Here is a 13,608-nt window from a genome sequence, read left to right as displayed (position 1 = left end):
TTTTATTTATGTGGGTTATCTTTCCTTTTATGTGCGTCCAACAGCTTGTTCTAGGCTTTCTCCAACGTTTATGTGCATTAACCGCTCTTTTATGTGGGTTACGCTTTTATTTATGTGGGTTATCTTTCCTTTTATGTGCGTCCAACAGCTTGTTCTAGGCTTTCTCCGACGTTTATGTGCATTAACCACTCTTTTATGTGGGTTACGCTTTTATTTATGTGGGTTATCTTTCCTTTTATGTGCGTCCACAAGCTTGTTCTAGGCTCCAACAGACTGGTTCTGTCCAATATCTTGCAGTTTCTGGCCAACATCCGATTCATTCTGAACAACTACTCCTCTTCCAGTTGTACATTCCCTATGCATTCACATTTTCTAAACAACACAACGCCGGTTCTGTTCAATAACCTGCAGTTTCTGTTCAACATCCAATCAAATTTGAACAACTACTACATGGTCATACGTACATTTCCTATGCATTCTCAATTTCTGAACAACACAATGCCGGTTCTGTTCAATATCTTGAAACTTCTGTTCAACATCCGATTCAGTCTGAACAACTACTCCTCGGTCATACGTACATCTCCTATGCGTTCTCACTTTCTAAACAACACAACGCCGGTTCTGTTCAATAACCTACAGTTTCTGGTCAACATCCGATTCATTCTGAACAACTACTCCTCTTCCAGTTGTACATTCCTATGCATTCACATTTTCTAAACAACACAACGCCGGTTCTGTTCAATAACCTACAGTTTCTGGTCAACATCCAATTAAATCTGAACAACTACTTCTCTTCCTAACGTACATTTCTTATGCATTCACATTTTCTAAACAACACAACGCCGGTTCTGTTCAATAACCTACAGTTTCTGTTCAACATCCGATCAATTCTGAACAACTACTCCTCGGCCAGACGTACATTCCATATGCGTTCTCACTTTCTGAACAACAAAACGTCGATTCTGTTCAATACCCTGCAGTTTCTGGTCAACATCCGATCAAATCTGAACAACTACTTCTCTTCCAGACGCACATTTCCTATGCGTTCTCACTTTCTAAACAACACGATGCCGATTCTGTTCAATAACCTGCAGTTTCTGTTCAACATCCGAGCAAATCCGAACAACTACTACTCCTCTTCCAGACGTACATCTCCTATGCATTCCCACTTTCTGCACAACACCATGCAGTTTCTGTTCAACATCCGAGCAAATCCGAACAACTGCTATCGGATTAAAAAATTTCAATTGACACGGCAAAAAAAAGAAGACCCTATACAAAGGCCTTCCCAATAAGTTTATTTATCTATTAAAACCAATCCGCATATCCGATGCTTCTTAAATGTTCTGCTGAGTCTTTTAAGCAATCGAATGGATCGCGTCCGTATACGTCGTCTTGCTCGATTAAGAAGTATTGAGATCCACTTTCTAGGCCAGCATCAATAATCGCGTTAAAGTCTAAACTACCTTGGCCAAGCTCTGCGAATTGAACTGTATTATTAAACGCTTGGAAGAACTTATCTCTATCAAATCCGCCTTCCATTACACTTAAGTCCATTTGACCAATACGGTAATCTTTTAAGTGAATTAATGAAACGCGTCCTTCGTATTTACGAATTACATCAACCGGGTTTAAGCCGCCTCTATGAACCCAATGAACGTCTATTTCAAAGCCAAGCTTAGATGTGTTGTTTTTAATAATATCGAATAAATATTCGCCGTCGTATTTTTGGAATTCAATATGGTGATTATGGTAATAAAGGTCAATTCCGTGCTCTGCTAATCTTTCTGCTACCTCATCTGCTTTTTGAACGAATTCCATAATTTTATCTTTATGGCCAATTGTTGTGAGTGGTAGCATTCCGATGCGAAGGAAATTACAATTTAACGTTTTGCAGTCATTTACGATCTTGTCAAAATCAGCAGATAACGTTTCCCCTGGCATTCCTGGCATCATTGGTTCTAATGCTGCTGATAACGCGGCGATTTCAATTCCGAAGTCTTCGCTCGCACGTTTTAACTCTGCAACATTTTCTTCTGTCATTGGAATTTGTGATACTTCCACCGCACTGAAACCTAGCTCGTGTATCTTTTTCATCGTCTCGTACACACCAAGTTCTTCTACTTTATCTTTTAACATCATCATTTGTACGCCAATTTTACCTTTTTTCATTCCTTATCCCTCCATTTGAATTCGTTTGTTAGTTTCAGAAGACTTTCGAATTGCATCGATAATTGTTAAGGATGGTAAAGCATCTTTCGCATGTATATAATCGTTCGTATCATTTGCAATACACTTGTAAAAATGGTGAATGAGCTTCATATGACTTGCACCGTAGTAAAACTTTGTACCAGGTAATCTTGAATCTTCTATTAATCTTTCTTTTTTACCTTCGTCATCCACTCGAGTTAAAATACTGTCTTTAATCGTTAACTTGCCGTGCTCAAATATAACTTGTAGCTCGACACTAGAGTTACCATAGTTCGAATTTGTTGCGAAAAATAAACCGGTTGCGCCATTTCGAAATTGAATTCTAGCAGTTGCCGTATCTTCCACTTCAATGTTATAGTCTAGCAATTGGTCGATAGAGCCTTTAATCGATTCGATTTCTCCACCTAGTAATTGCATTAAATCTACAGTGTGTAACGCTTGGTTAATCATCACTCCGCCACCTGCTAAGTCCATTTGACCACGCCACGGTTTCGTTTCATAATAAGACTTCGGTCGATACCAAGTTACTAACCCTTTCACACCTAATACTTTCCCATACTTTTCTGTTTGAACAGCGTCGTGTAGCATTTCAAACGTCTCATTGAAACGATTTTGGAAGCAAACGCATATTTTTACATTTGGATTAGCTTCCTCTAGTTTCACGAGTTCTAGTCCTTCTTGTTCGTTCAGTCCGAGAGGCTTTTCAAGAAACACGTTCACGCCATGTTCCACACAAGTTTTTGTCACAGGGTAATGTAAATTGTGTGGTAAACATATATGAACACAGTCTAACGATTCGTTTTTTAACATCGATTCATAATCCGTATAAAATTGGATGTTAGAGTCATACACATTTTTCGTTTCATCTATATCACATACGGCAACAAGTTGAACATTTGGGTTAGCTTGTATCGCTGGAATGTGTATTTGAGATATATCTCCTAAACCTATAACTGCTATTTTTAGCATATGACGATCCCCTTTAGGAAACGAACTTAAGGGGAAAATGCGCCTTAAGTTCGTCTGTCTTTTATGAAGTTTACTTTACTTCTACTTTCTTTTCTTCTTCGATTTTTTTATTTAGCTCTGCAAGGAATACATCTTCGTCAAATGAAGTTTCTACTTCTTTACCTAACCAGCTAGATAAGTGAATCGCATTCGCTAAACGTACTCCGAAAATCCCATCGCTACCAGGAGCTAAAAGATCTGTTCCATCTAAAATAGCTGCCGCGAAGTTTTCTAATACCGCGGAGTGTTGAACGCCCCATGCACTACCGAACTCTAATACTTCTTCACTATAAATATCATCTGTGCTGCCACCCATGAAGATTCTCATCACATCTTGCATGCTCATGCTTGCGCTCATTTCGTTTTCTGGTTTATTTAAACGTTTAATCGTTACTTTTTTGCTATCTTCTACAACGATTTTCCCTTTATCTCCAAGGATTTCAAAGCGGTCTGTTCCGACAACGTCATGTGTACAAGTAACGAATACGCCTGTCGCACCATTTCCGTAGTCTAATACAGCTGTTACTTCGTCTTCTACCGCAATGTCACGTTGGTAACCGTATTTTACGTTTGAGTAAACTTTTTCAGGCATTCCACAAATCCATTGTAGTAAGTCTAATTGGTGAGGAGCTTGGTTTACAAGGACACCGCCACCTTCACCGCTCCAAGTTGCTCTCCACTCACTTTGGTCATAATATCCTTGTGGTCTCCACCAGTTCGTAATAATCCAGTTTGTACGGCGGATATTTCCGATTTCCCCGTTATCAATAATCTCTTTTAATTTTTGATAAAGTGGGTTTGTTCTTTGGTTGAACATGATAGCGAACTTCACTTCTGGTTTCGTTGCTGCATATTCGTTTAACTCTTTAACTTGCTTTGTATAAACACCAGCCGGCTTTTCTACTAGTACGTGTACATCACGTTTAATAGACTCGATTCCCATTTCTGGATGTAAGTAATGCGGTACGCACGTTACAACTGCATCAACGTCGCCACTTTCTAACATTTCAATATAGTTATCATAAAACGGAACTTCTGGATATTTCTCTTGAGATTCTTGCTTTTTAGCTGGATCGATGTCACAAATTGCACCGATTTCCATGTTTGGTACTCTACCTTCTTTAATAAACCCTGCATATGCTCCACCTTGTGCACCTAACCCGATAATACCTAATCTTACTTTTTTCATTATTACTCCCCCTTACTTTCGATTTGATTTAGTATATTTAATAGAGCTTCGTATTGAAGCTTATAACCGCCAGCACCGTCTAAACCTTTATCATCTTTAATTACTTCTGTAGCATCTTCTAGTTCTAAGTCTTTTAATGAGTCGAAAAGTACTAAATGTGGTTCTAATGTTAAAAATCCTTTATAACCAGAGGAAATAGCTTGTTCTAAAATCTCAGGTATTTTCCCTTCCCCTGTACCACATACAACGTTTTGACTATCTGTTGTTACTGCATCTTTTATATGAATGTACTCTACTAAATCTTTTAGTAGGTCGTAACAAACTTGGGTATCTTCTCCACATTGAACGAAGTTAGCGAAGTCGAAAATTGCTTTAAAGCTTGGAGAATTCACAGATCTTAATAGGTCGTCACAACGTCTGCCGGTATCACCGAAAATATCTTTCTCGTTTTCATGTAAAAGAACGATTTCGTGCTTTTCCGCAATTTGAGCAAATTCCTTCACTTTGCTAATAACATCATCGCGATACCCGTCTGGATTTTCCCCTTTCGGTATATAAAAACTGAAAATACGAATGTACTTACAATCTAGTAGTTTACTAATTTGACAAAGCTCTTCTAGCATACTTTTTTGCTTTTCAAAGCCTTCTTCATCATTAATGAACACTTTTCCAATTGGAGAACCGACAGAAGATACTTTAATTCCAGCAGCATTTAACCTTGGTAGTACAGATTCTTTTACTTCATCTGCTGTAAAATCCCCGATATTTTTCCCATCAATACCACGTAGTGATATATAGTTCATCCCAAGATTAGCGACAACTTCTAACTGAGTGTTAAAATCTGATGAAATTTCATCAGAAAAACCCGAAATATGGATTCCTTCCAACATTAAGTATTCCTCCCTACAAGCAATTACTGTAATCTTGTTTTACGATATTGAGACGGTGTCATCCCGACTTTTTCTTTAAAAAATCGACTAAAGTGGGCGACACTTTCAAAGCCTACTTCTCTTGAAATGTCGGCCAACGTTTCTTTTGGCTTCGTTTCTAATAAAAATTTCACTTCTCGTAATCTGCATCCCATTACATATTCCATCACGGTAAACCCGGTAACTTCTTTAAATACGTGGGAAGCGTAATATTTACTAAGATTTAGTTCTTCCGCTAGGCGATCTAAACTAATCTTTTCTTTAAAATGGTCATTAATCCATGTTGCGATATTTTCAGCATGTAACTCTTTTTCTGATTTCTTATTGGACACTTGAGCTAATTCTTCTTGGCTCATTTTATAAATTTTGACTAATAACTGAATGAGTTCCAGTTTTACTTCTGCTTTTAGTACTTCATTCTCTTTACCTGTTCGTTGCTTTTCTTCCCCTAATTGGGACTGCATCATTGCAATTCTTTTCATTTTTTCGTCAACATATTGACCTGACTCGTTATAGCCTGTTCGAATTAAAAAATTGTTGAGCTTTCGAAATGGATCAAGTAGATTCGGTATTCCTAAAGAAGGTAAAAGCTCCTTCACCCAATCTGGTGAAAAATGAAGCATACTTCTCGTATAAGCCTTATTTTTATTCGGATTTGGTTTATGCAACGTTAACCCATCTAACAAAATAATGTCGCCAGGCTCTAATTCATAAATGTGGTTATTTATTAAATATTTACAATCACCTGAGCAGAAAAAATAGATTTCATATTCGTGATGGGAATGAAATGGAAACTCATACGACTCTAGCCCTTGAATTCGATAAAAGGCGTTGAGCCAGTTATCTGTCATATTTAGTTGTTTATATATGTCGTTAAATTGATCCATTTTTCCACACCCTCATGTAACCGTTAACAATCATTTTTATACGTAACATCGCTTCTTGTTAAAGCAATGTATTTACTAGTAACGGTATAGTTATATTGTAATGTAACTGCTTACAAAAATCGTTTTCTACAAATGCTTAGTTTTTTATAAAATTTGACTGAGATTGCTCTATCATATCAATTTTAACTAAAAAAATGTTAAAAAAGAGGCAAAACAAGCTCTTTTTTGCTAGTTTTGCCTCTGATGTCACTTATTATTTACTCATCCAGTTTGTATGGAATACTCCTTCTTTATCAACACGTTGGTACGTATGAGCACCGAAATAATCACGTTGAGCTTGAAGAAGGTTTGCAGGTAATGTTTCTGTACGGTAGCTGTCATAATATGCAATTGCACTAGCAAATGACGGTACAGGTATTCCACGCTCTACTGCTACTGCCACAACTTGACGTAGTGCTTGTTGGTAACCTTCTACGATTTCTTTAAAGTATGGGTCTAATAAAAGGTTCGCTAAGTTTGCATCACGATCATACGCATCTTTAATTTTTTGTAAGAATTGCGCACGGATGATACAACCACCACGGAAGATCATTGCAATCTCACCATAGTTTAAGTTCCAATTACGTTCCTCACTTGCAGCACGCATTTGCGCGAAACCTTGTGCGTAAGAAACAATTTTACTCATATAAAGTGCTCTACGAACTGCTTCGATAAGCTCTTCTTTATTACCAGCAAATGGTTTACTTTCTGGGCCAGCAAGCATTTTACTAGCTTTCACACGCTCTTCTTTCATTGCTGAAATGAAGCGAGCAAATACGGATTCTGTAATGATTGGTAGTGGAACACCAAGATCTAATGCATCTTTACTTGTCCATTTACCTGTACCTTTTTGTCCAGCAGTATCTAAAATAACGTCTACTAACGGTTTACCTGTTTCTTCATCAACTTTCGTGAAGATATCAGCAGTAATTTCGATTAAGTAGCTATCTAACTCACCTTTATTCCAGTCAGCGAACACTTCATGAAGCTCTTGTGCGCTTAAGCCTAATACATTTTTCAAAATGAAGTATGCTTCTGAAATTAATTGCATATCGCCATACTCAATCCCATTATGAACCATTTTCACATAATGGCCTGCACCGTCTGGACCGATGTACGTACAGCAAGCATCGCCTTCTACTTTTGCAGAGATTGCTTCTAAAATAGGCTGAACTAGCTCGTAAGCTTCTTTTTTACCACCTGGCATAATAGAAGGACCAGTTAACGCGCCCTCTTCTCCACCTGAAACACCAGTACCAATGAAGTTTAGTCCCGCTTCTGCTAATTCTTTGTTACGACGAACTGTATCTTCGAAATACGTATTTCCGCCATCGATAATAATATCGCCTTCTTCAAGGTATGGTCTTAAAGAGTCAATTGTTGCATCCGTTGCATCCCCTGCTTTTACCATAAGTAAAATTTTTCTTGGTTTTTCTAAAGAGTTAACAAATTCTTCAACTGTTTCTGCACCAACGAAGTTTTTACCTTTTGCTTCATTTTGTAAAAATGCTTCTGTCTTGTCGAAAGAACGGTTAAATACTGCTACGGAATAACCTCTGCTTTCAATGTTAAGTGCTAAGTTTTTACCCATTACTGCTAAACCAATTACACCAATTTGTTGTTTGGACATATTATATTCTCTACCTTTCCTATCAAATGGTTTTAGTATTAGAGTGACCATCTCACCCGCAATACTATCGCGAGTAGACAGCCACCTTTATAAAAATGAATTAGCGCTCTAAGAAATATTTTTCAGCGTTGTTGTATCCGATATTACGAACCATTTCCTCTAAAAACTTCGGATCGTTTGGAGCTAAACCTCTCTCCATCCAGTCACCTAAAATGTTACATAAGATGCGGCGGAAATAGTCATGACGAGCATAAGATAGGAAGCTTCGAGAATCTGTAAGCATTCCGATGAAGTGGCTTAATAAACCAACGTTTGCTAAGTCTTTCATTTGTCTTTCCATTCCGTCGATATGGTCATTAAACCACCAGCCAGAACCGAATTGAATTTTTCCAGGTACTCCAGCTTCATAGAAGTTACCCATCATTCCAGCTAAAACGGCATTATCTTTCGGATTTAAGTTGAAAAGAACCGTTCTTGGCAATTTATTTTCCATTTCTAACGCATCTAAATATCTAGAAACGCCTTCTGCAAAATTCTTTTCGCCAATAGAATCAAATCCAGTGTCAGGACCGATTAATTCTTTCATTCTCGTATTATTATTACGCATTGCACCCATATGAAGCTGCATTACCCAGCTCTTTTCTGCGTACATCATACCTACTTGTTTTAGTAAGAAAGATTGATAAGCAGTTAATTCGTTATCAGTTAGTTCTTCACCATTTAAGCGTTTTGCAAAAATAGGAGCTGCTTCTTCTTTTGTTGTTTCTACATATTCTAACTTTTGAATGTCATGGTCAGATGCTCTACCACCATTTTCATGGAAGTAATCAACACGTTGCTGTAATGCTTGTAGGAAGCTATCTAAATCAGTAACTTTTACTGCCGATACTTCTTCTAACGTTTTTACCCAATTATGAAAAGTTGGACGTTCAATATATAACGCTCCATCCGGTCGGAATGTTGGTGCGATAATTGCATCAAATGTTTCATCTGCTTTTAATTTTTGGTGATATTCTAATGTAGAAACTGGGTCATCTGTAGTACCGATAAACTTTACGTTTGCTGTTTCAATAAATGATCTTGGTCTATAGTCAGGCTGTGCAAGTTTCTCATTACACTCATCATAAATTTCACGTGCTGTTTCTGGGCTTAAAATTTTCTCGATTCCGAAGAACATTTTTAACTCCATATGAGCCCAATGATGTAACGGATTTCCGATTAAATAAGGCATTGTTTTTGCCCAAGCTTCGAATTTTTCCCAGTCGCTTTTCTCTCCAGTAATGAATTCTTCACCAATACCATGCATACGCATAGCTCTCCATTTGTAATGGTCCCCACCTAGCCATAATTGCGTAATATTTTCGTAAGGTTTATTTTCCCAAACCTCTTCTGGTACAAGGTGACAATGGAAATCAAAGATTGGTAAGTCTTTCGCTGCATTTTCATATAAATCTACAGCAGCCTTCGTATCTAATAAAAAATGCTTATTTAAAAAAGTGTTCATTCATTCTCCCCCTCTTTCACACATAATGACCTATTTTATTTTCTGTAAACCTTTTCATAAATATAAAAAATTTGAAGAAAAACGATTTAAATTAACCTATTACTTTAATTTGTTTATTAAACAAATTAATTACATGTCTAATTTAACACTTTTTTATATATTCGTCAATCCGAAATGCGGAGGCGGCTCGTTTAGGTCCAATCAAACTGGAGGTTTTCCGCAGGAGATATAGGAAACACGGCGAACGTAGAGAGCCGATGTTGACTTATCGTACGGAGGAAAAGTGAAGTTTGAGCCGGACCTAGCCGCCGGAGCTGGACAATAGAAATGCGGAGGGCGTTTGGGTAGCGGCGTACAAACTGGACAATCCGTATTCTTTTCTTCCTATTTAATCTAACGCAAAGTTATCCGTATCTTTTCTTAGATGAAAACTGTTATAATGAAAGTAAACTTTTACGCTTGAAATGGAGGATTATTATGGTTACTGGTGATGCTTCTTTTATCAAACAAATAAACCGATCAATTATTATCGGAGAGATTGTGAAAGAAGGATTTATATCTAGAGCTGATTTATCAAAAGCAACAGAACTAACTAGAGCGACAATCTCAGCCCAAGTGGCCGATTTAATAGATGATGGACTTGTAGTAGAGACTCATGTAGAACATAATGCGGTTGGACGTAAACCAATTATGTTATCTATTAATCGTAAAGTAGGTTACGCACTAGGAATTGATCTCGATTATGGACAAGTAACATTTATGTTATCTGATTTATTAGGTAGCCCCGTTTCATCACATACGGTTGAGTTACATACTACGGACTATTCAGAAATTTTATCCATATTAGTGGAAGAAATAAATAAACTGAAGCATACGTTTACGGATACTGACCTTGGGATTATCGGAATTGTTATTGCCATACACGGACTTGTTGGAAAAGATGAAACCATTCATTTCGTACCTCGTTTAAAATGGAAGAACATTCATTTGAAAGTAGATTTGGAAAAAGAAATTGGTATTACTGTCCATCTTGAAAACAACGCAAATTTAAGTTCATTTGCAGAACGAGCATACATCCATCACGAAACAAATAATTTACTTTGTACGACGCATTATTCTGGAATTGGATTAGGAATGATGATGAACAATGAATTTTTCCGCGGTCATAACGGTTTCGCAGGAGAGATTGGGCATATGATCATCGTACCTGAAGGGATTACTTGTAATTGTGGAAATAAAGGGTGTTGGGAAAAATACGCTTCTGAATCAAGTTTTTTTGCTCATCTTTCCGAATTAAAAAACGAACAGATGACTTATGAACAAGTAGAAGAGTTCCTCGCACAAGGTGATGAAGAAGTTCAGCAATTAATGGACAAGTTTATCTATTACATCTCAATCGGACTTAATAATTTAATTAATATGTACAACCCGGAAGTAATTGTATTAGATAGTGAACTGTTACGTATATACCCGAACGCTTTAGAAAAGATAACGGCGAACTTACATTCATCTATTAGTCATTATCATTCACTATCGATTTCAACGATTGGGAAAAGATCTTCTGTGTTAGGTGCATGCGCTTTAGCAATAAAACATTTTCTAAATGTACCTACTTTAAATTTACCTGTAGAGCAAAAATGAAGTGTCTTTTAATGAAAACGCTTCCCTTTTTCAAAACAAAAGCTACCTATCATGTCTAAAATGTTCAGTCGCTAAAGGCTGAGCATTTTTCCTTTCTCCCCTTTAAATGACAAATGCCCGTTCATTTAAAAATGATTACTTTAGGGAATTCTAACTCCGAATTAGATTTTTTGGAGGGATTTTTTTGGAAAAGGAAATGAGTTATGGAAGTGATTATAAATTTATTCCAGCTACTTCTATTGGGAGTGGTGTCGGAATAGATATTTTACCTGACCTTTACAACTATACCATTCAAATAGTAAATATTCATTTAGTTGGTGATCCAAATACTAATGATTTTGTTTTGATTGATGCTGGTATGCCAGATTCAGCAGAAGAAATTATTTCTGTTATTGAAAATCGATTTGGAGAAAATAGCCGTCCTAAAGCAATTATTTTAACGCATGGCCATTTCGATCATGTTGGAGCAATTATTGAATTAGTAAAACGGTGGGAAATTCCTGTCTACGCACATGAACTAGAAATGCCGTTTTTATTAGGAGAAAAAAGTTACCCTGAACCAGACGCAACGGTCGAAGGTGGCATGGTTGCGAAAATGTCCCCAATGTTTCCTAATGAACCAATAAATTTAGGAAACCACATAAAACCATTCCCGTCTGATGGAACAGTACCGCATATGCCTGGATTTAAGTGGATTCACACTCCAGGTCATACTCCAGGTCATGTTTCTTTTTATCGAGAAAATGATGGTACATTAATCGTTGGTGATGCATTCGTCACTGTTAAACAAGAATATTTATATAAAGTATTTACACAAGAACTAGAGATTAGTGGGCCACCTAGATATTTAACAACGGATTGGAATGCGGCGAAGGCATCTGTTGCTAAATTAGCAGCACTTAAGCCAACTGTCGCAGTTACTGGACATGGTTTACCACTGTCTGGTGATTTGTTAACAAGTAGCTTAGAAAAATTGGTTCATGATTTTGATGATATTGCAAAACCTGATTACGGGAAGTATGTCCATTAAGGTTTCTTTTATCATGATAACGCCTCTGTTTTGAAAAGCAGAGGCGTTATTTTTTTGCTATTCGTGGACTAAGTGTTTCGTACCACTATATAAACCGCTCGCCGATAAACCAAATACTAGTCCGATTATAATCCCATCTTTGAAGGGGATATCCATATACAAAATTCCAACTAGTAACCCTATCAAGACAGCTATTACTGGAGCATACTTTACAGGCAATCCTAGTCTTTTAAACATCTCAACCAACCCTATAATTAGTGGAATGAACACTGCATCTGTTATTTCCATTTTTATACCGTCCTTTCTACCTTTGTGATATAGCCTTATTTAGGAAAATAGCATTTCATAATACATCAACAATACTTTATACTTTAAGTCTACATTGAAAATAGGTTGGTTTTCTTAAGTTTGTCCGTTTCACTTCACTGCAGGTACTCGCTTTCCGCGGGGAGAAACGGGAGCCTCCTCGGGCTTCGCCCTGTGGGGTCTCCCGATTCCTCTTCTTCCCGCTGGAGTCTCGCACCTTCCGCTACGTTCCACTCTCGGTTCTAAATTTCGAAAGGTAAAATATCGTAGCAACTCCCTAACCACCCGATTTCATATGCCATGGTGCAAAGTTCGTTTGCATGGTGGTCTACTTTGATAAAAATAAGAAGCAATGGCTATTGCCACTGCTCCGTTTTCCCATGTTACTTCACTCGTAAAACTTGTCCAACATAAATAGTGTAATTTGCATCTAAATTGTTCCATTCTCTAATTTGTTCAATTGTACTTCCATATTGTCTACTTAAGGAGTAAACTGTGTCACCGGAAACTACAGTGTGGTAAATCGCTGTGTTTTTCTTTGGGAGGTTAAAGCATTTCGCTACTCCATTTACATGACCTCGAGCTACTGCTGTAAGCCAACTATCACTTTTCATCTTTGTTGAATCACTTGAGTGGTCGATAAATCCGTTTTCTGTTAAAAGCGCAGGCATATACGTTTCTCTTAACACATGGAAGTTTTGTTGCTTCTTCCCACGGTCATTTAATTGATTGACCTTCATAATTTCATCGTGAATATTCGTTTGATACGTTGTTGTCGGTGCCCCAACACCTGGATAGACAAAACTCTCAAAGCCCGTTCCCCCACCTGCATTTACATGAACAGATAGGAAAAAGTCTGCACCCCATGAGTTTGCTTGATTTGTTCGCTCACTTAATGATCTTGTAGTATCACCTGTTCGAGACATGAGTATTGAGACGTTATCATACTCCGCTACTAAAATATCCCGAATCTTTGTTGAAATACTTAATGTAATGTTCTTTTCTTGAAGTCCATTACCGATTGCACCCGGATCTGTTCCCCCATGTCCTGGATCAATAAAAATTTTAACCATTTCTTCATCCCCTTGTTTAAAAATTAATTTATACAAACAATTTACCAGAACGCGCGTTCGTATTTATTGCTTGTACACTTATTTTAAGCAAACATATGTTCGTATGTCAACTATTAATTTTAAATTTTCTAAATACTTATTCTTGAGATATTAAAGTTCTT

11 protein-coding genes are annotated in these 13,608 nt (G+C 37.2%); 2 read left to right on the top strand and 9 right to left on the bottom strand.

All coding sequences use genetic code 11. The annotated features are described in order from the left end of the window. Positions 1-1,308: 1,308 nt before the first annotated feature. From O1A01_RS02880 to uxaC, 7 genes are all read right to left on the bottom strand, one after another. Positions 1,309-2,172 carry a sugar phosphate isomerase/epimerase family protein gene (locus O1A01_RS02880; protein ID WP_270065510.1) on the bottom strand — a complete coding sequence of 288 codons (864 nt, stop codon included), beginning with the start codon at positions 2,170-2,172 and terminating at the stop codon, positions 1,309-1,311. A 3-nt stretch (positions 2,173-2,175) separates the two neighbouring features. Then, positions 2,176-3,180 carry a Gfo/Idh/MocA family protein gene (locus tag O1A01_RS02875; RefSeq protein ID WP_270065509.1) on the bottom strand — a complete coding sequence of 335 codons (1,005 nt, stop codon included), beginning with the start codon at positions 3,178-3,180 and terminating at the stop codon, positions 2,176-2,178. A 70-nt stretch (positions 3,181-3,250) separates the two neighbouring features. After that, positions 3,251-4,408 (bottom strand): Gfo/Idh/MocA family protein, encoded by a 1,158-nt coding sequence (locus tag O1A01_RS02870; protein ID WP_270065508.1) that lies wholly within the window; start codon positions 4,406-4,408, stop codon positions 3,251-3,253. Positions 4,409-4,410: 2 nt separating this feature from the next. Then, positions 4,411-5,298, bottom strand: coding sequence for a sugar phosphate isomerase/epimerase family protein (locus O1A01_RS02865; RefSeq protein ID WP_270065507.1), 888 nt, complete (start codon positions 5,296-5,298; stop codon positions 4,411-4,413). 23 nt (positions 5,299-5,321) lie between these two features. Next, positions 5,322-6,224, bottom strand: coding sequence for an AraC family transcriptional regulator (locus tag O1A01_RS02860; protein ID WP_270065506.1), 903 nt, complete (start codon positions 6,222-6,224; stop codon positions 5,322-5,324). Positions 6,225-6,477: 253 nt separating this feature from the next. After that, the gene (gene gndA / locus O1A01_RS02855) at positions 6,478-7,893 is read right to left on the bottom strand and encodes an NADP-dependent phosphogluconate dehydrogenase (protein ID WP_066421414.1); all 1,416 of its coding nucleotides are present in this window, start codon (positions 7,891-7,893) and stop codon (positions 6,478-6,480) included. A gap of 100 nt (positions 7,894-7,993) precedes the next feature. After that, positions 7,994-9,397, bottom strand: a complete 1,404-nt coding sequence (gene uxaC, locus O1A01_RS02850) for a glucuronate isomerase (RefSeq protein WP_270065505.1) — start codon at positions 9,395-9,397, stop codon at positions 7,994-7,996. Between the two features lie 477 nt (positions 9,398-9,874). Between uxaC and O1A01_RS02845 the strand changes: the two genes are divergently transcribed. Together O1A01_RS02845 and O1A01_RS02840 are read left to right on the top strand one after the other, a co-directional pair. Then, a complete protein-coding gene (locus tag O1A01_RS02845; protein ID WP_066421401.1) occupies positions 9,875-11,038 on the top strand; it encodes an ROK family transcriptional regulator in 1,164 nt (387 codons plus the stop codon). Between the two features lie 184 nt (positions 11,039-11,222). After that, positions 11,223-12,068, top strand: a complete 846-nt coding sequence (locus O1A01_RS02840) for an MBL fold metallo-hydrolase (RefSeq protein ID WP_066421398.1) — start codon at positions 11,223-11,225, stop codon at positions 12,066-12,068. Between the two features lie 57 nt (positions 12,069-12,125). On the opposite strand, the gene O1A01_RS02835 is transcribed toward O1A01_RS02840, so the two are convergent. Then, on the bottom strand, positions 12,126-12,356 hold the full coding sequence (locus tag O1A01_RS02835; RefSeq protein WP_066421396.1) for a hypothetical protein: 231 nt from the start codon (positions 12,354-12,356) through the stop codon (positions 12,126-12,128). Between the two features lie 401 nt (positions 12,357-12,757). Then, the gene (locus O1A01_RS02830; protein WP_066421392.1) at positions 12,758-13,447 is read right to left on the bottom strand and encodes an N-acetylmuramoyl-L-alanine amidase family protein; all 690 of its coding nucleotides are present in this window, start codon (positions 13,445-13,447) and stop codon (positions 12,758-12,760) included. Positions 13,448-13,608 lie beyond the last annotated feature (161 nt).

Source organism: Sutcliffiella sp. NC1, assembly GCF_027594365.1.
GTDB lineage: Bacteria > Bacillota > Bacilli > Bacillales > Bacillaceae_I > Sutcliffiella > Sutcliffiella cohnii.
The sequence above is the reverse complement of the archived record's forward strand: the minus strand, read 5'-3'. Positions and strand labels throughout refer to the sequence as shown.